20 protein-coding genes are annotated in these 22785 nt (G+C 61.3%); 10 read left to right on the plus strand and 10 right to left on the minus strand.

The annotated features are described in order from the left end of the window. Positions 1-83 precede the first annotated feature (83 nt). From N1078_RS10145 to N1078_RS10155, 3 genes are all read left to right on the plus strand, one after another. Entirely contained in the window at positions 84-1337 is a 1254-nt protein-coding gene (locus tag N1078_RS10145) for a dicarboxylate/amino acid:cation symporter (protein ID WP_274088051.1), read from the plus strand. A 169-nt stretch (positions 1338-1506) separates the two neighbouring features. Further along, positions 1507-2916 carry a mechanosensitive ion channel family protein gene (locus tag N1078_RS10150; protein WP_274088052.1) on the plus strand — a complete coding sequence of 470 codons (1410 nt, stop codon included), beginning with the start codon at positions 1507-1509 and terminating at the stop codon, positions 2914-2916. A gap of 148 nt (positions 2917-3064) precedes the next feature. Then, on the plus strand, positions 3065-3685 hold the full coding sequence (locus N1078_RS10155; RefSeq protein WP_274088053.1) for an FMN-binding negative transcriptional regulator: 621 nt from the start codon (positions 3065-3067) through the stop codon (positions 3683-3685). An 11-nt stretch (positions 3686-3696) separates the two neighbouring features. Here the strand turns inward: N1078_RS10155 and N1078_RS10160 are convergent, their stop codons facing one another. Beyond that, positions 3697-4515, minus strand: coding sequence for a helix-turn-helix domain-containing protein (locus N1078_RS10160; protein ID WP_274088054.1), 819 nt, complete (start codon positions 4513-4515; stop codon positions 3697-3699). Between the two features lie 152 nt (positions 4516-4667). Between N1078_RS10160 and N1078_RS10165 the strand changes: the two genes are divergently transcribed. The 4 genes from N1078_RS10165 (at position 4668) to N1078_RS10180 (ending at position 9459) form a co-directional block, all read left to right on the plus strand. Continuing rightward, entirely contained in the window at positions 4668-6116 is a 1449-nt protein-coding gene (locus tag N1078_RS10165) for an alanine/glycine:cation symporter family protein (protein ID WP_274088055.1), read from the plus strand. A gap of 77 nt (positions 6117-6193) precedes the next feature. Next, on the plus strand, positions 6194-7180 hold the full coding sequence (locus N1078_RS10170; RefSeq protein WP_443218106.1) for an asparaginase: 987 nt from the start codon (positions 6194-6196) through the stop codon (positions 7178-7180). Between the two features lie 58 nt (positions 7181-7238). Beyond that, entirely contained in the window at positions 7239-7694 is a 456-nt protein-coding gene (locus N1078_RS10175) for a GNAT family N-acetyltransferase (protein WP_274088056.1), read from the plus strand. Positions 7695-8103: 409 nt separating this feature from the next. Then, the gene (locus N1078_RS10180; protein ID WP_274088057.1) at positions 8104-9459 is read left to right on the plus strand and encodes an 8-oxoguanine deaminase; all 1356 of its coding nucleotides are present in this window, start codon (positions 8104-8106) and stop codon (positions 9457-9459) included. 215 nt (positions 9460-9674) lie between these two features. On the opposite strand, the gene glsB is transcribed toward N1078_RS10180, so the two are convergent. The 5 genes from glsB to N1078_RS10205 all read right to left on the minus strand — a co-directional run bounded on the left by glsB (position 9675) and on the right by N1078_RS10205 (position 15599). Next, positions 9675-10583, minus strand: coding sequence for a glutaminase B (glsB, locus tag N1078_RS10185; protein WP_274088058.1), 909 nt, complete (start codon positions 10581-10583; stop codon positions 9675-9677). Positions 10584-10798: 215 nt separating this feature from the next. Further along, positions 10799-11101 carry a P-II family nitrogen regulator gene (locus N1078_RS10190; RefSeq protein WP_274088059.1) on the minus strand — a complete coding sequence of 101 codons (303 nt, stop codon included), beginning with the start codon at positions 11099-11101 and terminating at the stop codon, positions 10799-10801. A gap of 1 nt (position 11102) precedes the next feature. Continuing rightward, positions 11103-12044, minus strand: a complete 942-nt coding sequence (locus tag N1078_RS10195; protein WP_274088060.1) for a sodium-dependent bicarbonate transport family permease — start codon at positions 12042-12044, stop codon at positions 11103-11105. Between the two features lie 300 nt (positions 12045-12344). Continuing rightward, positions 12345-14168, minus strand: coding sequence for a sodium-extruding oxaloacetate decarboxylase subunit alpha (gene oadA, locus N1078_RS10200; RefSeq protein ID WP_274088061.1), 1824 nt, complete (start codon positions 14166-14168; stop codon positions 12345-12347). Between the two features lie 15 nt (positions 14169-14183). Then, positions 14184-15599: an acetyl-CoA carboxylase biotin carboxylase subunit gene (locus N1078_RS10205; protein ID WP_274088062.1), complete on the minus strand. Its 1416-nt coding sequence runs from the start codon at positions 15597-15599 to the stop codon at positions 14184-14186. Positions 15600-15787: 188 nt separating this feature from the next. Here N1078_RS10205 and N1078_RS10210 point away from each other — a divergent pair, with 188 nt between their 5' ends. Then, positions 15788-16750, plus strand: a complete 963-nt coding sequence (locus N1078_RS10210; protein ID WP_274088063.1) for a LysR family transcriptional regulator — start codon at positions 15788-15790, stop codon at positions 16748-16750. Here the strand turns inward: N1078_RS10210 and N1078_RS10215 are convergent. Together N1078_RS10215 and hexR are read right to left on the minus strand one after the other, a co-directional pair. Beyond that, entirely contained in the window at positions 16692-16916 is a 225-nt protein-coding gene (locus N1078_RS10215; RefSeq protein ID WP_274088064.1) for a PA3496 family putative envelope integrity protein, read from the minus strand. The two genes, N1078_RS10210 and N1078_RS10215, sit on opposite strands and share 59 nt — an antisense overlap. Positions 16917-17112: 196 nt before the next feature. Next, a complete protein-coding gene (gene hexR, locus N1078_RS10220; protein ID WP_274088065.1) occupies positions 17113-17979 on the minus strand; it encodes a transcriptional regulator HexR in 867 nt (288 codons plus the stop codon). A 111-nt stretch (positions 17980-18090) separates the two neighbouring features. On the opposite strand from hexR, the gene zwf reads away from it, so the two are divergent. Then, on the plus strand, positions 18091-19578 hold the full coding sequence (zwf, locus tag N1078_RS10225; protein ID WP_274088066.1) for a glucose-6-phosphate dehydrogenase: 1488 nt from the start codon (positions 18091-18093) through the stop codon (positions 19576-19578). Between the two features lie 76 nt (positions 19579-19654). Here the strand turns inward: zwf and N1078_RS10230 are convergent, their stop codons facing one another. Continuing rightward, positions 19655-20914, minus strand: a complete 1260-nt coding sequence (locus tag N1078_RS10230) for an MFS transporter (RefSeq protein ID WP_274088067.1) — start codon at positions 20912-20914, stop codon at positions 19655-19657. Positions 20915-21100: 186 nt separating this feature from the next. After that, a complete protein-coding gene (locus N1078_RS10235) occupies positions 21101-21391 on the minus strand; it encodes a hypothetical protein (RefSeq protein WP_274088068.1) in 291 nt (96 codons plus the stop codon). Between the two features lie 112 nt (positions 21392-21503). Here N1078_RS10235 and N1078_RS10240 point away from each other — a divergent pair, with 112 nt between their 5' ends. After that, positions 21504-22775, plus strand: coding sequence for an OmpA family protein (locus tag N1078_RS10240; protein WP_274088069.1), 1272 nt, complete (start codon positions 21504-21506; stop codon positions 22773-22775). The last annotated feature ends 10 nt before the right edge of the window (positions 22776-22785 follow it).

Here is a 22785-nt window from a genome sequence, read left to right on the forward strand (position 1 = left end):
GCCTTTACGCCCCAGCCAGCCGGACGGCATCGCTCAAGGCCGTAACAAACGGCCCCACAACAACGACAATCCGGGTAACCACCATGAGTCAGAGCACCACCTTCTCCCTAGGCTTCCTAGGGCGCATGCCGCTGTGGCAACAAATCCTTATCGGCCTAGGCCTTGGCGTGCTCACCGGCGTGCTGTTCAAGAGCAACGCCCTGCTGCTCGCGCCAATTGGTACGCTGTTCCTCAACGCCATCAAGATGCTCATCGTGCCGCTGGTATTCGTCTCCCTGGTGGCCGGTATTACTGCCATGAGCGACAGCGCCAAGCTCGGCCGCATCAGCGTTAAAACCATCGCCATTTACCTGCTCACCACCGCCTTTGCGGTGAGCATTGGCCTGCTCTTCGGCGCCCTGTTCAGCCCCGGCGAAGGCATGAATATGGTCGCCAGCGGCGTCCAGGAAGCCAAGCAGGCGCCCTCGCTGGTACAGATTCTGGTCGGCCTGGTACCGACCAATCCAGTCGCCGCCTTTGCCGAAGGCAATATCCTGCAGATCATTGTGTTCGCCATTGCCCTGGGCGTGAGCATGAACCTGATTGGCGAAAAGGCGGCGCCGACCGTCAAGCTGTTCAACAGCCTGGCCGAGGTGTTCTACAAGCTCACCGACCTGGTGATGCGTTGTGCGCCCATTGGCGTGTTCGCGCTGATCGCCAGCGTGGTGGCCTCCCACGGCATCGAAGTGCTGCTGCCGTTGGCCGAGGTGATCGGGGTCATTTACCTGGCCAGCATCGCCCACATGCTTCTGGTCTATGGCGGCCTGCTGGCATTGCTCGCACGGCTCAGCCCGCTGCGTTTCTTCAAGGGCGTGGCGCCAGCGCTGGCCGTGGCCTTCAGCACCTCCAGCAGCGCCGGCACCCTGCCGGTATCGATTGAATGCGCACGGAAAAACCTCGGTGTGTCGCAAGGTGTGGCGGGCTTCGTACTGCCGGTAGGCGCCACCATCAACATGGATGGCACAGCCATCTACCAAGGTGTGTTGGCCCTGTTTATTGCCCAGGCCTTCGGGGTTGAGCTGAATGGCGCGCAGTACCTAATGATTATCCTCACCGCCACCCTGGCGTCGGTGGGCACTGCCGGTGTACCAGGCGCCGGGCTGATCATGCTGGGTTTGGTGCTGACCTCGGTCGGTCTGCCGCTGGAAGGCGTGGCGCTGATCGCCGGCATTGATCGCATCCTCGACATGGCGCGCACTACGGTCAACGTCGCCGGCGACCTGATGACCACCACTCTGGTCGGACGCAGCGAGAACGAACTGGATCAGGCCATCTATAACAGCGACAACCCGCAGTAAAGCGGCCAGCGCTGCCCTCCACAACGCCCCGTGAACCGCGTGTTCACGGGGCGTTGTGCTATTGGCTTACCGCCGTCCCATCGTCCCGCCGTGCATGGGGTCAGTCCGCGTTTGGCCCATCCGTGTAGGCTAGTGTTTCTACTGCCGCCTTATTTCGGAGCCGCCTGCGATGACGTTCTCAACCCAGCCCTCGCGCAATACGCTGCTGGCATTGGCGCTGCTAACTGCTTTATTACCGGCCCAGGTGGCCTGGGCGCAAAGCGAAGACGCGAGCCTTTCCGCGCCCGTCGCCGCGGTGGCCATCGAAGCAGAGGCGACGCAGAGCGATGAGACGATTCAGGCACGCATCGAGAATATTTTTGCCGAACTGGAGCCGCTGCGCGGCGTCACGGTGTATGTCGGTGGCGGCGTGGTCATTCTGCGGGGCGAGGTGGCCAATGAAATGGCGGCGCAGCAAGCCCAGCGTTTGGCAAGCCGGCTCGCCGGGGTGGTCACGGTCACCGACGAGATGAACAGAACCCTGGCCGTGGCCGACAACGTGCGGCCGGTGCTTGAGCGCCTGCGCACGCAAAGCGTGAACGTAATAAAAGCATTGCCGCTGATTGGCCTGGCGCTGCTGGTTTTAACCGCCTTTGTTGTGCTGGGGAACTTCATCGCCGGTCGGCAGTTTTTATGGCGAAAAATAGCGCCCAATCCCTTTCTCGCCGACCTGATGGCTCAGGCCACGCGCGTGGTCATCCTGTTGCTGGGGATTATCCTGGCGCTGAATTTATTGGGCGCTGCAGCGGTTATCACCACCTTACTCGGCGGCGCTGGGGTCATCGGCCTGGCCATCGGTTTTGCCGTGCGCGATACGGTGGAGAATTACATCTCCAGCGTGATGCTCAGCCTGCGCCAGCCGTTCCGCGCCAAGGATCACGTGATCATCAATGACATCGAGGGCATCGTCGTGCGCCTGACCTCACGCGCCACGATTTTAATGACCCTCGACGGCAACCATATGCGCATCCCCAATGCGGCGGTGTTCAAGGGCATCATCCTCAATTACTCGACCAACCCGGAACGGCGCTTTGAGTTCGAACTCGGCGTGGATGCCGACGACGACCCGGTGGCCGCGATGCAGGCGGGCCTGGACGCCGTCAGCAGCCTCGACTTTATCCTGCAAGAGCCCGAGCCCGACGCGCTGATCAACACGGTGGGCGACTCCAATATCGTGCTGACCTTCTACGCCTGGATCGATCAACGCCAAACCAATTTTGGCAAAGCTCGCAGCCTGGCCATTCGCGCCGCCATGCGGGCGCTGCAAGCACAGGGCTTCACCTTGCCGGAGCCGATTTATCGCTTGCGCTTCGATCCCGAGGTCAACACCGCGCTGTTTAGCGCGCTGGATGCCAAGCCTGTCGGCAGCCCGCCGGCTGCAAATCGTTCAGCCAAAGAAGGGCGCCCGGCCAGCCGCGCTGAGCCAGCGGATGGCGTGCTGGATGTCACCCCAGACAAACACCTGGAGCAGAAGGTAGACGCGGAAATCCAATCCGACCCAGGCAATGACCTGCTCGACAAAGACGTGCCGCATGAATAAAAGCGCCCATGGCTAGAGACCTGCCTTAGAGCCGCCGGCGGCCAAGCCAAGGCGCGACACAGACTGTGCCGGTCAAAGTCGCCGCAACTGGCGCTTATCCGGCCCGGCACCGCGCGCTAGGATGGGGCCTCGCCGCCGGAGTCCAGCCATGTACACGCCACCCGCGTTCCGCCAAAACGACCTCGCCCAGCTGCATCAGCAGATCAACGCCTGCCCACTGGCAACGCTGGTAAACCAGGGTGCAAACGGCCTACAGGCCAGCCACCTGCCGCTCCTGCTGGCAACCGACGAAGGCGAATTCGGCACCCTCTACGGCCACTTTGCCCGTGCCAACCCACACTGGCGTGAGCTGCTGCAGGGCGAAACCCTGGCCATCTTCCAGGGGCCACAGGCCTACATCAGCCCCGCGTGGTATCCGAGCAAGGCCGAACACGGTAAAGCCGTGCCCACCTGGAACTACATCGCCGTGCACGCACGCGGTCAGGCGCAGCTGATTGAAGACCGCGAGGGGCTGCTGCAGTTGGTCAGCCGTCTCAGTGCCCAGCATGAGGCCGGACGCGAGCAGCCCTGGGCGGTCAGTGAGGCGCCCACGGACTATATCGACACGATGCTGCGCGCGATTGTCGGCTTCGCCCTGCCGATCCAGCGCCTTGAAGGCCAATGGAAACTCAGCCAGAACCGCACGGCCGCTGATCGCGACGGCGTGCACAAAGGCCTCAGTGCCAGCCCTGTCGCCGCAGACCAGGCGCTCGCGGCACGCTTGAGCTGAGCGGCTGCGCCTTACTCGATCTCAAACAGGCCGTTACGGATCTGCGCACCGGCCAGACGCTGCCGAATATCAGCGTCGATGCGCGGGTCATCCGGGCTGTAGAGCATCACCTGGCGGTAGGCGTTGACCCGGTTGATGTCGTTACCAAGAAACTCCCAGACCACCCGCGTACAGGCCGGGGTGCGTAAGTCGCCGCTGGACACCCCGGTTTTCAGGCCGTTGAGGCGGCTGATGCGGCTCTTGAAACTGGGGATCAGGATGGTCTGGCTCATCTCGTTGCCGGTCAGCGACTCGTAGTCGATCAGAAACAGCCGATCCTGCAGGTAGAAGGCCGCGCCCAGGTAGCGGCAACGCACCCAATCCTCGGCCTTGCCATTGTCGGCGCGCGACGGTTCCTGACGCTCCTGACGCTCAAACAGGTAGCTGCCGCGCTCCTCGCGCAAGTGCACCAGCGACAGCAGAATCTGCCCTGGCACCGACATGCAGTTGGCGTATTCAAAGTAGTAGCCGCAGTAACGCGACAGGCTGCTGGAATGCGCGCCGAGGGGCTGGAACAACTCCAGCAAGGGATCGGTGACAACTCGCGCCTCCTGACTGCCGCTGCGCGCGCCGATCAGGTCGGCAAACTGCTCACTCGGCAGGCTTAGCTCGTAGCCCTCGACCCCGAAAAAATCACAAATGCGCTTGAGGTTGTAGGCCGTCGGGCGACTCTGCCCGCTGAGGTATTTGTTGAACTGGGCACGGTTAATCGCCAGCTTGCGGCACACCTCGGCAATCGACCGGTAATGGCTGCACAACAGCTTGAGATTGAGCCCTAGATGGTCGGACATGGTGGATTTTCCGGTGATGCGAGCGGCGCGATTCTAGCATCAACTCGCGTCATCTCGCCGCCACCTGCGAAATTGCATGACGAACGCGCCTGCTGAACTATTCCGCCCCTAGCAAATTCCCCTCACACAACAACAAGAGAGACTGCCCTGCCATGCTCGATATTCTCAACGACCTGATCTGGAGCAAGCTCCTGATCGTAATGCTGATCGGCCTGGGTCTGTACTTCACCATCGCCTCGCGTTTCGTCCAGTTTCGTTACTTTGGCAGCATGTTCCGCATCTTCGCCGAAGCCTTCCAGCGCCAGCCAGGCCAGCTCAGCTCGTTCCAGGCACTGATGCTTTCAGTCGCTGGCCGCGTGGGTGCCGGCAACATCGCCGGTGTCTCGGTGGCCATCATGCTCGGTGGCCCAGGCGCGATCTTCTGGATGTGGGTCGTAGCCCTGGTCGGCATGGCCACCAGCTACTTCGAATGCTCCATCGCTCAGCTGTACAAGCGCCGCGAAGACGACGGCACCTACCGCGGTGGCCCGGCCTTCTACATCCAGCACGGCCTCGGCCAGCGCTGGTTGGGCATCGTGGTGTCGATCCTACTGCTGGTGACCTTCGGCTTCGGCTTCAACGCGGTGCAGTCCTACACCGTCGCCAGTTCGATGCATGACACCTTTGGCATGCCGACTTATGTCAGCGGCCTGATCCTGACCGTGGTCATCGGCCTGATCATCTTCGGCGGCATCAAGCGCATCGCTAAGTTCGCCGACGTATTGGTGCCCGTGATGGCCTTCTCGTACATCGCCATGGCGGTATTCGTGATTGGCAGCAACGTTGAGGCGATCCCCGCCACGCTCAAACTGATCTTCAACAGCGCCTTCGGCCTGGAGCCGGCGTTTGCCGGTGGCATTGGCGCGGCGATCATCATGGGTGTGAAGCGCGGCCTGTTCTCCAACGAAGCCGGCTTGGGCAGTGCGCCGAACGTCGCCGCCGTGGCCGAGGTCAAGCACCCGGTTGCACAGGGCATCGTGCAGTCGCTCAGCGTGTTTATCGACACCATCATCCTGTGCAGCTGCACCGCGCTGATCATCCTGCTGTCGGGCGTCTATCAGCCAGGCATGGACATCGCCGGTGTAGTCCTGACCCAGACGGCCGTAGCCAGCGTGGTGGGCGAATGGGGCCGGGTGTTCGTCACCATCGCCCTGCTGCTGTTCGTCTTCACCACCCTGATCTACAACTACTACCTCGGTGAAAACGCCCTGGGCTTCTTCAGCAAGAAACGTGCTCCAGTGATGGTCTACCGCGTACTGGTCATCGCTCTGGTACTGTGGGGCTCGGTACAGGATTTGGGCACCGTATTCGCCTTTGCGGATGTGACCATGGGCTTGCTGGCCATTTGCAACCTGGTTGCCCTGGCGCTGCTGTTCAAGGTCGGCCTGCGTCTGATGCGCGATTACGACAGCCAGATCAAGGCAGGCGTGGAGTCGCCGGTACTGGACGCGAAAAACTTCGCCGACCTGGACCTCGACCCAGCCGTTTGGGCGGCTAACGCGCACACCGCGACGTCGCCAGCCAAACAAGCCGAAATCGGCAACAGCGTGCATCAGCGCTAACACGCTGCGCAGGCTATGAAAAACAGGGGGCTTAGCCCCCTGTTTTCTTATAAGAACAAGGAAAACGGAGACCCCTGATGGGCTGTAAAAAACTCCTGGTGCTGTACACCGGCGGCACCATCGGTATGCAAATGAGCGCCAATGGCCTGGCCCCCGCGTCCGGCTTCGAAGCGCGCTTGCGCAGCCAGCAAGCGCTGGAAGCCCAACCACTGCCGCAATGGTCGTTTGCCGAGCTGCTACCCCCCATCGACAGCGCCAATATGAACCAGCACAACTGGCTGGCGATGGTCGCGGCGATTCGCACCGGTATCGAGCGCGACGGTTGCGACGGCGTATTGCTGCTGCACGGCACCGATACCCTGGCCTACAGCGCCGCCGCCCTGAGCTTTCTCCTGCTCGGCCTGCCGGTGCCGGTGATGCTCAGCGGCTCGATGCTGCCGGCCGGGGCCGAAGGCAGCGATGCCTGGGGCAACCTGTTCGGCGCCATGCGCGCGCTGCAAGCCGGCGTCACGCCGGGCGTGCACCTGTACTTCAATGGCGCGCTGCTGCATGGCGCACGGGTCAGCAAGCTGCGCAGCGACGCCTTCGACGCCTTCCACGTGCTGCCGCGCCAACGCCAGAGCGCCCGCGCCGAAAGCATCCCGGCCAGCATCGACTATCGCCAGCCGCGTCAGCCGGTCAACCTGGCCGTACTGCCGTTTTATCCCGGCATCCAGGCCAGCCATGTACGCGCCCTGCTCGACAGCGGCACACAAGGTCTGCTGCTGGAATGCTACGGCAGCGGCACCGGGCCGGCGGATGATGCCGAGCTGCTCGCTGTACTCAAGGCTGCGCATGATCGCGGCGTGGTACTGGTCGCCATCAGCCAGTGCGCCCACGGGCATATCGAGTTCGGCGTGTATGCGGCCGGCAGTCAACTGGCCAGTGCGGGGCTGATCTCTGCGGGCGGTATGACCCGCGAAGCCGCACTGGGTAAACTGTTCGCCCTGCTCGGCGCGGGCCTGAGCCAAACCGAAGTGGAACACTGGTTTGCCCTGGATGTCTGTGGTGAACGCGCCGATTGAAGCTTGGGCCCTTGCAGCTAGGCTGTAAGGGCTTTACTAAACCAACGAGGTTGCCAGCATGCCCATCCGCATTCCCGTCGAAATCCGCCCGATCAGCGCCGCTGATCAGGCCGCCTGGCTGCCGCTGTGGCAGGGCTATCAACGTTTCTACATGACCGAGATTAACGCAGCGACCAGCGACATCACCTGGCAGCGCTTTCTCGACCCGGCCGAGCCGATGCATGCCGCGCTGGCCTGGCACGAGGGCAAAGCCATTGGCCTGGTGCACTGGATCTACCACCGCTCGACCTGGACGGTTGGCGACTATTGCTACCTGCAGGACCTGTTTATCGCCAAGGATGTGCGCAGCAGCGGCACCGGTCGCAAGCTGATCGAGCACGTCTACCAGCAGGCTAAGGCCGCAGGCTGCTCACGCACCTACTGGCTGACTCATGAGAGCAATAGCCGCGCCATGCTGCTGTATGAACGCATCGCCGAGCGCTCGGGGTTTATCCAATACCGAAAACTGTTCTGAGAATCTGCTTACGGTCTGCTGCGCGTCGGCCCTACTGCGTTAAAAACCGGCTGGTGCGCCAGCCCGGTCGGAAGCCGCTTGCGGCTAACGCGCTTTAGCGCGGCCCGTAGGGCGAGTGAAACGAGTAATGCTCATGTACAGCTCGTACACTCCGCTTCCTTGCCGCTTTGACCAGCCGAAGGCTGTTACTAACGTAGCGCCTTGCATGGCTCTAGCTCGCAAGATCGTAAACAGGTTCTTCGCTCGCTGACCTTCTGGTCAGAAATTTTGAGCCTGGTCTTGCCGCCGGTAAATGATGGCGCTATCGTCTGCGCCACGCCGGCCAATGAGCCGTTCGCGCACCTGGATCAGCAGACAGGGTAAACACTGAGCTGGCTAACCTGAACCCACCTTCAGAGGAGCCAACTCAATGGCTGCTACCCGTATCTGGATCAAAAACCCCCTCGCGATTTTCACCGCCAACACCCTCGACGCCGCCGGCGGCCTGGTGATTGAAAACGGCGTCATCAGTGAACTGCTTACAGCCGGCCAACAGCCGAGCCAGCCCTGCGATCAGACCTTCGATGCCCGCGAGCATGTGGTGCTGCCAGGGCTGATCAATACCCACCACCACTTCTATCAAACCCTCACCCGCGCCTGGGGTCCGGTGGTCAATCAGCCGTTGTTCCCCTGGCTGAAAACCCTCTACCCGGTATGGGCGCGCCTGACCCCAGAGAAGCTCGCACTGGCCAGTAAGGTCGCGCTGGCCGAATTGTTGCTGTCCGGCTGCAGCACCGCCGCGGATCACCACTACCTGTTCCCCGGCGGCCTGGAAAACGCCATCGACGTACAGGTCGAGGCCGTACGCGAACTGGGCATGCGCGCCATGCTCACCCGTGGTTCGATGAGCCTGGGCGAGGCCGATGGCGGCCTGCCGCCGCAACAGACCGTGCAGCAAGGTGAAGTGATTCTGGCCGACAGCCAACGCTTGATTCAGCAGTACCACCAGCGTGGCGACGGCGCGCAGATCCAGATCGCCCTGGCGCCCTGCTCGCCGTTCTCGGTGACCCAGGACATCATGCGCCAAAGCGCCGAACTGGCCGCAGAGCTGGACGTGCGCCTGCACACCCACCTGGCGGAAACCTTGGACGAAGAAGACTTCTGCCTGCAGCGCTTCGGCCTGCGCACCGTGGATTATCTGGACAGCGTCGGCTGGCTCAGCTCACGCACCTGGCTGGCCCACGGCATCCACTTCAACCCGGATGAAATCCAACGCCTCGGCGCAGCCGGCACCGGCATCTGCCACTGCCCAAGCTCGAATATGCGCCTGGCCTCCGGCATCTGCCCGACCCTCGACCTAGAAGCAGCCGGCGCGCCCATCGGCCTCGGTGTCGATGGCTCGGCCTCCAACGATGCCTCCAACATGATCCTCGAAGCGCGCCAGGCCCTGTATATCCAGCGCCTGCGCTACGGGGCCGAGAAGATCACCCCGGAACTGGTGCTGGGCTGGGCCAGCAAGGGTTCAGCCAAGCTGCTGGGGCGAAGCGACATCGGCGAACTGGCGGTGGGTAAGCAGGCTGACCTGGCCTTCTTCAAGCTCGACGAACTGCGCTTCTCCGGCAGCCACGACCCAATCTCGGCATTGCTGCTGTGCGGCGCTGACAAGGCCGACCGGATGATGATCGGCGGCCAATGGCGGGTGATCGACGGGCAAATCGAAGGGTTGGATGTGGCGCAGCTGATCGCCGACCACCGTCAGGCGGCCAAGGAACTGATCGCCGGCTAGCACTCAGAGAAACGTAGGGTGGGTTAGGCGCTGGTGCATCACTGTCGGTTAACTCAACTTTGACAGCGCCGTAACCCACCAGAGAGGCTGATACCGCCTGGTGGGTTACACGCCGCACTGCCACCGAGCCGTCTGCTAGATAGTCGCTAGCGCCGCTAACCCACCCTACGATTTGCATACTCGCAACCGAGCCGAAGCAGATCCGAGTCAGCGTCCTAGAACACCGACCAGCCAATCCGCTCGCTGAGCAGTTCGAGCGCTTTAATGCCTGCCAGCGAGTTACCGGCGGCGTTCAACTCAGGCGACCACACGCACACGCTAAAACGCCCCGGCACCACCGCGACGATACCGCCACCGACTCCACTTTTGCCCGGCAAGCCGACGCGGTAGGCAAAGTTGCCCGCCTCGTCATACAGGCCACTGGTGGCCATGATCGCGTTGACCTGTTTGCTCTGCCGCGCCGTAAGAATCTGCGCGCCGCTGTGCTTGCAGAAGCCGTCGTTAGCCAGAAAGCAAAAGGCACGCGCCAAATCAGCACAACTCATGCGCAGCGCGCAGTAACTGAAATAGCTGCGCAGCACCGCCTCCACATCGTTATGGAAGTTGCCGAAGGATTGCATCAGGTACGCCGCCGCGGCGTTGCGCGCACGGTGCTGGTATTCCGAGTCGGCGACCCGGCTGTCCACCAGCACCTCAGGGTTGCCGGCCAGGCGCCGAACAAAATCGCGCATCGACAGCACAGGCGCGGCAAAGCGCGACTGGTTGATATCGCAGATCACCAGCGCACCAGCATTGATAAATGGATTACGTGGCCGACCGCGCTCAAGCTCCAGCTGCACCAACGAGTTAAACGGCTGACCGGAGGGCTCATGGCCCAGGCGCTGCCAGATATCCTCGCCGGAATGCTGAATGGCCTGCACCAGGCTGAAGACTTTGGAGATGCTCTGCACGGAAAACGCCGTATCCGCATCGCCGGCGCAGTACAGCTCGCCGTCGTTGCTGTACACCGCAATAGCCAGCTGATTGGCCGGCACGTCGGCCAGCGCCGGAATGTAGTCGGCTACTTTGCCCTGACCAATCAGTGGGCGGACTTGATCGAGAATTTCATTCAACAGCGCTTGCATGCTCAGGCTCACCACAAGGCCCGAGCGCACCTCGGACGATGGCAGGTAGACGCCAACGCGGCATAGCGGATCACATAGCAATGGTGCCCCGCAACCTAGCCCTCGGTTGACGACCCCGTAGGGTGGATGACGCTGTATCCATCCACCAAACCGCGAGGGTGGATGAGAAAGACGTCATCCACCCTGAACAGCCCTGGCGTACCTCAACGCGCCGGCTAGAACTTTTCCGGGCGCAGCACTTCCACCTGAGTGAGGTAGCAGACCATGGCGAAATTCTCGTAGTAGCGGGCCTGCAGATGCTCGGCAATGCGTTCAGCCACATCCCGCGCACAGATGATCTCCAGGCGGATATTGCCCTCGGCTTCCCAGCCCGCGCTGCGTACGCCACGGCCACCGCGACCGCGCGCATCGGAAATGGTCCAGCCGGGCGCTCCAAGTGCAGGCAGGTCAGCTTCCAGTTTTTTCTCCAGCGCCGCTTCACAAATCACGGTCAGCAGGGTGCGCACATGTGCGTTCATATCAGAACCCCCAGGCAATAAGCTGTTCAGCCAGCATCAGGTACAGCGGGATGCCCAGCAGAATGTTGAAGGGAAAGGTGATACCCAGTGAAGCGGTCAGCGACAGTGACGGGTTGGCTTGTGGCAAGGCCAGACGCAGCGCCGCCGGCACGGCGATGTAAGAGGCCGATGCGGCCAGCGTCGCCAGCACCGCCGTACCGCCCAGGCTTAGGCCCATAAAGCGAGCCAACAGCGCACCGATCAGCGCGCCAAAAAGCGGCATCAGCAAGGCAAAACCCAGCAGGCGCAGACCAAATTGCTTGAGCGCGCCAAGTTGCCCGGAGGCAATCAGGCCCATTTCCAACAGGAAGAACGCCAGCACCGGTTTGAACATGCTGGTGTAAAGCGGCTCCAGCGGCTTGATGCCCTCTTTGCCAGCGATTGCGCCAATGATCAGGCCGCCTAGCAGCAACATGATGCTCTTGCCCAGGAAGATCTCCCGGCCCAGTTCGCCCCAGTCGGTATCGCGCGCCAGCCCCTTGGCCAGGAGAATGCCGACCAGAATCGCCGGGATCTCCAGAATCGCCACAAACAGCGGCATGTAGCTTTCGAATTCGATGCCCTTGGCCAGCATGTAGGCCACCACCACGGCAAAGGTACCGGCACTGACCGAACCATAGTGCGCCGCCACAGCCGCCGCATTGACCCGGTCAAAGCCCAGGCCGCGCAATACGGCAAACGCCAGCAGCGGTAACACCACGCCGAGCCCCAGCACCAACCCCGCCTGGCCGAGCAGTTGCCAGCTGGCTTGCTCGGCCAACTCCACGCCACCGTGCAGACCAATCGCCAGCAGCAATAGGATCGACAGGGTTTCATACAAGGCTGGCGGCAGTTTCAGCTCACTTTTCAGCAGGCCAGCAACCAGCCCGAAGACAAAAAACAGCACAACCGGATCCAGACTCACAGTGCATACCTCTGCCGATTCACCTGAAGGTAGACGCAGGTGGCGTCATACCTCGTACATAAAAGGTCATGCCCCTCCGCAAGCGTGCTGATACTCGCAGTTTGCGCCCAGCCAGACTACAGAGCCTTGCTGAGCGTAGCGGGGCATAACCGAAAAAAAGGGAGCCCTAAGGCTCCCTCGGGACTCAGGCACGCGGCCTAAAACCCTTACCAACGCTGCTCAACAGCAGCGCTGGCGATGTAAAAAGAAGCCCCAAAAAAGCCATTCAAATGCCTGTTCAAACAGCCGGGGCTTCTGAGGTTAACCGTCGATTTCCACCAGTACATCGCCCGGGTTGACCCGGTCGCCCTTAGCCACATGCACCGCTTTCACGGTACCGGCAATCGGCGCCTGCACTTCGGTTTCCATCTTCATCGCTTCGCTGATCAGCACCGCCTGGCCGGCCTTGACCGTATCGCCGACCTTAACCAGCACGTCGACGATATTGCCCGGCATGCTGGTGCTGACATCACCCGGCGCACTGGCCTGCTTACGCTTGTTGCCGCTGCCGGCAACAAAATCGTTGAGCGGCTCGAACACCACTTCTTCCGGCATACCGTCGATAGATAGGTAGAAGTGGCGCTTGCCGTCGCTCTTCACGCCGACACCGGTGATGTCGACGCGGTAGCTTTCGCCGTGCACGTCCACCACAAACTCGGTCGGCACGCCTTCGCCACCAGCTGGGGCCACACCGCCCGCTTCGGGAATGGGCAGCAGCACTTCCGGGGTCAGGCTGCCGGCGGCGCGCTCTTCGAGGAACTTACGCCCGATGTCCGGGAACATGGCATAGGTCAGCACGTCTTCTTCGGAGTGCGCCAGGCTGCCCACTTCCTCACGCAGCTTGGCCATTTCCGGCTTGAGCAGGTCCGCCGGGCGCACATCGATCACGTCTTCACTGCCGATCGCCTGCTTGCGCAGCTGCTCGTTGATCTTGCCCGGCGCCAGGCCATAACGGCCCTGCAGGTAGAGCTTCACCTCGTTGGTGATGGTCTTGTAGCGCTCGCCGGCCAGCACGTTGAACACCGCCTGGGTGCCGACAATTTGCGAGGTCGGCGTCACCAGCGGTGGGAAGCCGAGGTCTTCACGCACGCGCGGGATTTCCGCGAACACTTCGTTGATGCGATTCAGCGCGCCCTGCTCTTTGAGCTGGTTGGCCAGGTTGGACATCATCCCGCCCGGCACCTGATTGACCTGCACGCGGGTGTCGACGGTGGTGAACTCGCTCTCAAACTGGTGGTACTTCTTGCGCACGGCATGGAAGTACAGGCCGATGTCCTGCAGCAGTGCCAGGTCCAAACCGGTGTCGTACGGGCTGCCCTTGAGCGCCGCCACCATCGATTCCGTGCCCGGATGGCTGGTGCCCCAGGCCATACTGGAGATGGCGGTGTCGATATGGTCGGCACCGGCTTCAATCGCCTTCATCTGGCACATCGCGCCCATGCCGGCGGTGTCGTGGCTGTGGATAAACACCGGCAGATCGACCTCGGCCTTCAGCGCCGTGACCAAGTCAAAGGCCGCATAGGGCGTCAGCAGCCCGGCCATGTCCTTGATCGCCACCGAGTCGATGCCCATGGCCTGCATGGCCTTGGCCTGCTTCACGTAGGCTTCGACCGTGTGCACCGGGCTGACGGTGTAGCTCAGCGTGCCTTGGGCATGCTTGCCGGCGGCTTTCACCGCCTCGATCGATACGCGTAGGTTACGCACGTCGTTCATCGCGTCGAAGATGCGGAATACGTCGATTCCGTTGACTGCCGCCTTGGCCACGAAGGCTTTGACCACATCGTCGCTGTAGTGGCGGTAGCCGAGCAGGTTCTGCCCGCGCAGGAGCATCTGCAGCCGGGTATTGGGCAGCGCTGCCTTGAGTTTGCGCAGGCGCTCCCACGGGTCTTCCTTGAGGAAGCGAATGCAGGCGTCGAAGGTCGCGCCACCCCAGACTTCCAGCGACCAGTAGCCAACCTGATCGAGCTTGTCGCAGATCGGCAGCATGTCCTCGGTGCGCATGCGCGTGGCAAGCAGCGACTGGTGGGCATCGCGCAGGACGGTGTCAGTGACGGTGATTTTTTTGTGAGTAGCGGGCTTGCTCATGTTCTGATCCTTCCCTTACAGGCCGGCGTGGGCAGCAATGGCGGTGGCGATGGCGATGGCCAGGTGCGACGGGTTGCGCTTGATCGAGTACTCGGTCAGCTCAGGGTGCGCCTCGACGAAACTGGTGTTGAACTGACCACTGCGGAATTCCGGGTTACGCAGAATTTCCTGGTAATAGGCGGCGGTGGTTTTCACCCCCTGCACACGCATGTCGTCCAGGGCGCGCAGGCCGCGGGCCAGGGCTTCTTCCCAGGTCAGCGCCCAGACCACAAGCTTCAGGCACATGGAGTCGTAATACGGCGGAATGGTGTAACCGGTGTAGATCGCCGTGTCGGTGCGCACACCAGGGCCGCCAGGGGCGTAGTAGCGGGTGATCTTGCCGAACGAGGGCAGGAAATTGTTCTTCGGGTCTTCGGCATTGATGCGGAACTGCAGGGCAAAGCCACGGTGGATGATGTCTTCCTGCTTGACCGACAGTTCCAGACCGGACGCGATACGGATCTGCTCGCGGACGATGTCGATGCCGGTGATTTCCTCGGTGATGGTGTGTTCCACCTGCACCCGGGTGTTCATCTCCATGAAGTACACCTCGCCCTCGGCAAGCAGGAACTCCACGGTACCGGCGTTTTCATAACCGACCGCCTTGGCCGCGCGCACGGCGAGATCGCCGATATAGGCGCGTTGCTCAGGGGTCAGCTGCGGGCTGGGGGCGATTTCAATAAGCTTCTGGTTGCGCCGCTGGATCGAGCAGTCGCGCTCAAACAAGTGCACCACATTGCCAAAGCTGTCACCGAGGATCTGCGCTTCGATGTGCTTGGGATTAACGATGCATTTTTCCAGGAACACTTCCGCCGAACCGAAGGCCTTGGTGGCTTCGGAAATCACTCGAGGGAAGGCTTGTTCGAGTTCTTCGCGGCTGTTGCAGCGGCGAATACCGCGACCGCCACCGCCGGAAGTGGCCTTGAGCATCACCGGATACCCGATGCGGTCGCCCTCGCTCAGGGCTTCGGCGATATCCGCCACGTTGCCTTCAGTGCCCGGCGTCACCGGTACACCGGCCTTGATCATGCTGCGCCGCGCTTCCGTTTTGTCGCCCATGCGGCGGATCACTTCGGCGCTCGGGCCGATAAATTTGATCCCGCGCTCGGCGCAGATTTCCGCCAGTTCGGCGTTTTCCGAGAGAAAGCCATAACCCGGATGCAAGGCATCACAGCCGGTTTCCACGGCCAGGTTGACCAGCTTGCGCGGGTTCAGATAACCCGCCAGCGGGTCCTCACCAATGCCATGCGCCTCGTCTGCACGTTTGACGTGCAGGGCATGGCGGTCGGCATCGGAATACACCGCGACCGAACGAATATTCATTTCGGCACAGGCTCGCACAATGCGTACGGCAATCTCACCGCGGTTGGCTATCAGGATTTTCTTGATCACGAGCCAGCATCCTCGATCACGTGAACAGGCAACCGACAAAACGGTCGACGTGTGACCGCAACAGCAACGGCGGTCAGGCGCCCAAACTACGCCGAGCGGGTGAATAACCAAAATCAATATTTATTGGGTTTAGTATTAGCTAAGACTTATAGTTACCCGCAGAACCGCCAGCCATATAGGTAATAAGCGTGCGTAAGTCTCTGCTGCGTATGACATTTCGTCAGCTTCGGGTATTCCGCTCTGTGTGCAGCCATCTGTCTTACAGCCGCGCGGCCGAGGAGATGGCCCTGACTCAGCCCGCCGTCAGCCTGCAGATCCGCCAACTGGAGGAGCTGATCGGCCAGCCACTGTTTGATTACGTCGGCAAGAAGCTCTACCTGACCGAAGCGGCCGAAGCCCTGCAACGCGCCAGCGCGGATATTTTTGGCCGCCTGGAAAGCTTCGATATGCAGCTGTCCGACCTGCAGGGTTCACTGCAAGGGCAATTGAGCCTGGCGGTAGAATCCAGCGCCAAGTACTTCATTCCTCACCTGTTCGCCGCTTTTCGCCGGCAATACCCGGAAGTTAACTTACAGCTGGTGGTCACCAATCACAGCCAGGCGATCAAGCGCCTGAACGCCAATCGCGATGATTTGCTGATCATGTCGCGGGTGCCCACGGATATGAATCTGGAGTTTCTGCCCTTCCTGAATAACCCGATCATCGCCGTGGCGCCGCCCGATCACCCCCTTTGCAACCAGGGCGCCTTGAGCCTGCCAGACCTCACACCCTTCCCGCTGCTGATCCGCGAAGCCGGCTCGGGCACCCGCCAGGCCTGCGAAGAGTATTGCCACCAGAAGCGTGCGCACTTCGCCCACACCTTGGAAGTAGGCTCTATAGAAGGACAGTGTGAAGGGGTGATCGCCGGCCTCGGCCTGGCGCTACTGCCACGCCACGCGGTACGCCGCGAGCTGGAGTGCGGCGCCCTGCGTGAACTGCCGGTGACCGAGCTGCCGCTGCTACGCAGCTGGTGCCTGGTGCACCCGCGCGGCAAATACCTGTCACCGGTGGCCCAGGCGTTTTTCGCCTTCGTGCGCGATCAACGCAGCCTGATCAACGCCCTGGCAGAGCGTTTCGCTGAGCCGGCGCCTGCTTCCCAGCCAGGTAGTTAGCGGCAATCAGCTCAGGGTAATCCACCCACTGCTGCTGTAACCGGCGCTGCTCGGCATGCGCCTCGATGGCGCGACGGTATTCCATGCGGCGCTGATCGAGGATCTTGCGCCGTGCTTTGGCGTCGCTATTTTCATGCGCCTGCGGTTTATCCAGATAGCCAGACATAGGGGCAACTCCCAAGCTGAATAAGGGAGTACCAGCATCGACTTTGGATATGACGGTTTGATGGCTGCGCGATAACGGGCCGATGACATCAGCCGCGGCGCGCCGAAACAGGGCTCAGCGCTGCGCAACCCTACGAGTAGCCTCGCGGATCACGCTGGGACGTATTCGGACGACCAACTGAACGGCCTGCAGCGCCTCAGTCTTCGCTGCTCTTATGCGTCTTCGGCGAAAGGCGCAGGCTGCGCAGACTGCGCTTAACGCTCTTGAGGTGGTTAACCAGGCCTGGACCGCGGGCCATGGCCACGCCCATGGCGAGCACGTCGATCACCACCAGGTGAGCGATGCGCGAGGTCAGCGGGGTGTAGATCTCAGTGTCCTCCTGAACGTCGATGGCCAGGTTGACCGTGGCCAAATCGGCCAGCGGGGTCTGGCTCGGACACAGCGTAATCAGCGTCGCGCCGGTCTCACGCACCAGGTTGGCGGTGATCAGCAAATCCTTGGAGCGCCCGGACTGGGAGATGCAGATGGCCACGTCCGTCGGCTTCAAGGTCACCGCACTCATCGCCTGCATATGCGGGTCGGAATAAGCCGCGGCCGTAAGCAGCAAACGGAAGAATTTGTGCTGCGCATCCGCCGCCACCGCGCCAGACGCACCAAAACCGTAAAACTCGACGCGCTGGGCGTTGGCGATAGCCGCGATGGCCTTTTGCAGGGCCTGGGTGTCGAGCTTCTCGCGCACCTCGATCAAGGTGTGCAGGGTGGTGTCAAAAATCTTCAGGCTGAAGTCGGCGACCGAGTCATCTTCATGAATCGCGAACTGACCAAAGCTGGCACCGGCCGCCAGGCTCTGCGCCAGTTTGAGTTTTAGGTCCTGAAAGCCGGTGCAGCCAATCGCCCGGCAGAAGCGCACGATAGTCGGCTCGCTGATGCCGACACTGTGTGCCAGTTCAGCCATGGAGCTGTGCATGACTGACGCAGGGTCGAGCAGAACATGTTCAGCGACTTTGAGTTCTGATTTGCGAAGTAGATCGCGCGACTGGGCAATGTGTTGCAACAGGTTCACAGGTTTAGGCTCGACATTTGGCTAACGAATCCATCAAGCACGCCGCATCTGAGTATTGACTCGGTTATGATCGGCGTACGACGGGTTGTAGTGGTCTTGTAGTTATACTACATGACCGCCGCTCCCGCACTGCTAAACCAAGTCGGAGTTCCCACCTTGAGCATTCCCTGCGACATGCTGGTGTTTGGCGGCACCGGCGATCTGGCCCTGCATAAACTGCTGCCAGCGCTCTACCACCTGCACCGCGCCGGTCGTCTGCACGTCGATACGCGTATTCTTGCCCTGGCCCGTAGCGCCCACAGCCGTAGCGCTTATCAAGCCCTGGCCGAGCGCCATTGCCGCGCTCAAGTGGCGCGTAAAGACTTCGACAACGAGACCTGGGCCAGCTTTGCTGCACGCCTCGACTACTTTGCTATGGACGCCAGCCAGAGCGCCGACTTCGGCCGCCTAAGCAAACGCCTGGGCGAAGACCATGAGCGTGTGCGCATCTACTACCTGGCCACCGCGCCCGACCTGTTCGAAGACATTGCCTCGCACCTGAAGGTCGCCCGCCTGGCCGGGCCCAAGGCGCGCATCGTGCTGGAAAAACCCATCGGCCACTCACTGCAGTCAGCCCAGGCCATCAACGCGGCCATCGGCGCGGTGTTCGATGAGTCGCGGGTGTTCCGCATTGATCACTACCTGGGCAAGGAGACGGTGCAAAACCTGATGGCGCTGCGCTTCGCCAACGCGCTATTCGAGCCGATCTGGCGCACCGGGCATATCGACCATGTGCAGATCAGCGTGTGCGAAACCCTCGGCGTGGAAAACCGCGGTGCCTACTACGAAAAAGCAGGGGCCATGCGCGATATGGTGCAGAACCACCTGCTGCAGTTGCTCTGCCTGGTGGCCATGGAGGCGCCCGTGCGCTTCGACGCCGAAGCGGTGCGCAACGAGAAGGTGAAAATCCTCGAAGCGCTGAAACCCATTACCGGCCTCGACGTGCAGGACAAGACCGTGCGTGGCCAATACACCGCCGGCAAGATCGGCGGCCAGGAAGTGCCGGCCTACTACTTCGAAAAGAACGTCGACAACGACAGCGACACCGAAACCTTCGTCGCCGTCCAGGCCGAGATCGACAACTGGCGCTGGGCCGGCGTGCCGTTCTACCTGCGCACCGGCAAACGCCTGGGGCATAAGACGTCGGAAATTCTGATCCAGTTCAAGCCGGTGCCACATCAACTGTTTGGTGGTGGCGAAGCCAACCGCCTGCTGATTCGCCTGCAACCGGAAGAACGCATCAGCCTGCAACTGATGGGCAAAAGTCCCGGCAAGGGCATGCACCTGCAACCCGTGGAACTCGACCTCAACCTGGCCGACGCCTTCCACAAGCAGCGCCGCTGGGACGCCTACGAACGCCTGCTGCTCGACGTGATCGAAGGCGACTCAACGCTGTTTATGCGCCGCGACGAAGTTGAAGCGGCGTGGAACTGGGTCGACCCGATCATCAAGGGCTGGCACCAACACTACCAGAGCCCACGCCCTTACCCAGCAGGCAGCGACGGCCCGGAACAGGCCAGCAACCTGTTGGAACGTCATGAACGGCAGTGGATGGAATAGTCCAACGCGTAGCCCGTAGGATGGGTTGAACGCAACGACACCCATCACCCGCCATCACGGTCATTGCCGTGATGGCTTACTGAACCTGAACTGCAGCCGCTGGCCGCGCCCGGCGGAAGTACAGCAGCACCAGCGGCAATGCCAGCAGGCCCAAGCCCCCGGCACATACAAACAACGCCTGATAACCCAGCCACTTAGCCAGCAAACCACTGGTTGCGCCAACCAGGCCGGCCAGCAACAGCTGCACACTGGCCTGCAAGGTAAAGTCGGCGCCCTCATGCTCCGGCCGGCACTGGTGCATCATCACCGCGAACAAAGCGACCGTGGACATGCCATCGGCGGCTTGCTCGAACAACGCCACGGAGTAAACCAGCGCACTGTTGCCACCGGCATTTACCAGCAGGGCCATGGCCGCAATCCCGACAGCCTGCAACAGACCGAACCCGAGCAGCGCACGCAGCGCGCCAATCCGGGCATACAACAGCCCCCCGATAAACGCGCCAGCGATGCCGGCAAGGCTGCTGATCAAGGTCAACTGGCCCAACTCGGCATTACTCCAACCCTGATCCACTAGCATCGGCTTGATCATCGGTGAACCCAGCGCATCACCCAGCTTGAAGCTCAGCAGCACCGCCAACCAAAAGAGCATGCTTGGCTGCATCATCAAGCCGCGATAATGCCGCAGTAATAGGCCTGGCCCGGCAGGCTCTGCCTGCGCCGGCTGGAACGGCAGTTCGCGCTGCTCGTTAAAGCGCCAGATCGGCACCGTCATTAGCACCAGCAGCGCCGCTACCAACCCCAGACTGAGGTGCCAACCCAAGGTATCCATCGCCAGTAACAGACCACTGCCACTCATCAACATGCCGACCTTATAACCGCCGACCTGCAGGCTGTTACCCAGCCCGCGCCAGCGCTCCGGCAGCAGCCTCACAGCCAAGCCATCGGTAGCGATGTCCTGGGTCGAGGCGGCCAGATTAACTAGCAGTAACAAGCCAACCAGCAGCAAAAAATAGCTGTCGAACAGCCGCTCGGGATTGATCAGCGCCAAACCCGTAACGATGGCGATAACAACCACCTGCAACGGCAGAATCCAACCTCGATGATGGCCCAGCCGCGGCGATGCCAAGCGATCCACCCACGGCGCCCAAAGCACCTTGAGCAGCCAGGGCAATGCCAGCAACTTGAGCAGGCCGATCAACGCCAGATCAACGCCATGCTGACGCAGCAGCACCGGCAACGAATGCGCCAGCAGCCCCGAGGGTAACCCCTGAGCACAGTAGAGCGAGGCCAATAGGATCAAGGTGGCATTGGCTGGGCGACTGTCAGGCTGCAGCATCGGCAATCCTCTACTCACAGAACGCGCGACAGTAGCGAGGAGCGCTGCATTACACAAATATCGGCCCTTCATACCCAAGCAATTTCAGCTGCATACCGATTCAGCCAAACACGGCCCCTGAATAACGCCATAAGCCTGCGGTCGTTAATTTAAACGCCAGAGCGGCTTAAGAATGCATCCAACAGCTTATTGGCGCCATTGAATCGCCATCATTACTGTGATGAAATTGGCACCGCTCGCAAGGTTGCGAACGAAAGACCAAGGCTTCACGGATGAACATTTTGCCCCTGCGCTCAATGTGCCTGCCCTGAAGTGCCCACAAGCTTCAGGAGCGTCTCTATTGTTCATCGCCTTGCATACCCGGTGTTCGCCCGCATTACGCATCACGGCTTTAGCCATCGCCATCAGCTTAGGCACCAGCAGTTGCGCAACAATCGATAACTTCGCCAAAAGCAACAGCGCCAACATCAACTGCATGGCCGGCGGCTTGTTAGGTGCAGTCGCTGGGGCTGCAGTCGGGGCCGCAACCAAAGGTGACAGTGGCGCCATCATAGGTGGCGCCGTTATCGGTGCTGCCGCTGGTTGCGGCATGGCCCTGCTGTACAAAAACCGCCTGGATAAGCTGGAGCAACTGGCGCGCGAGGAAAACCTCAAGATGCAGCTGGAAACCCTGCAGACCCCTGGCAGTACTCCCAGCGCAGCCCCCGAACAAGCCGGCATAGTCGCGCAGATCGAAGATCAGGGCATGTTCCCGGTCGGCAGCGCCACGCTCAGCAGCGATGGGCAACGCCAAGTACGCAAGCTGGCGAGTGCCTTTGCCCCCCTACCCGGTCAACCAAAAAACTCGGCGATTCTGGTAGTTGGCCACACCGATGCCACCGGCAGCGCGCAAGGCAACCAGCAACTGTCTGAACGCCGCGCTAAGGCTGTAGCAAGTATCCTGGCCGAACAGGGCATTGATCGTGAACGTATGTTCTTTCAGGGGGCAGGTGCCTCCAGGCCAATTGCCGACAACAGTGACAGCCTGCAACGCGGTAAGAATCGTCGCGTCGAGATAGTCGAAGTCAACGACCGCACCACCTTGGTAAAGCGGGTCAATGCCGAACAGAACAACCCAAAATACCTCGCTCACGGCACCTCGACTGAAGCAACTGCGCCGGTATCGATCAAGGCCTCAACGAGAGACGCCGCCACCAAACCGGTTACGAGCAAGGATACGGCAGTCGCTAAGAGCACCAGCAGTACTAGCCCGTCGAGCAGCGCTGCAGCACGCGTGCGCAAAGGCAATGTGATCGATTTTGGCGGCCAGCCCGCGATTGTCAGCAACTGGACGCTAGGCCAGGCCATCACGCCGAAAAGTGGCGGTTTCGCCATAATTTCTACGGCAAATGCGGCCGACATCCCCATGAGCAGCTGCGAAAGCGATAAGCCGCGCCAAAGTGGTGAGGTATTCAACTTGGCCAGCGGTAAAGCCTTGGAAACCCATGCCACCACCGATTACCTACCGGGGTACAACAACCGCGTATGGGCGCAGACGGTCAATGGCCACCTGGTGACGATTTCCCCCGTATCCATACTGCGCGACGCCGCCGCAGTAGATCGCCAGCCCTTCGTACAAGTAGTGCCGAACTACGATACCGGCAATCGCAAAGCCCTGGTCAAGGCCAGCGCCATCGCTAACACATACGAAGGCGAAGACCGTGTGCTCTATCGCGTATTCGTAAGCAACCCGCAAGAACCAGTTTCCTGCCTGGATGTGGTGTTCAGTAAAGGCAACTCACAAGCAACAGACGGCATGCTCTTCTATCCGAAAAACAATGGCGAAGCCTACAGCGCCCGGTTCATTCCGGTTCGTACCTAATACAAGGAAC

This window comes from Pseudomonas sp. MIL19 (assembly GCF_028680365.1).
In the GTDB taxonomy this organism is placed as follows: Bacteria; Pseudomonadota; Gammaproteobacteria; order Pseudomonadales; family Pseudomonadaceae; genus Aquipseudomonas; species Aquipseudomonas spirodelae.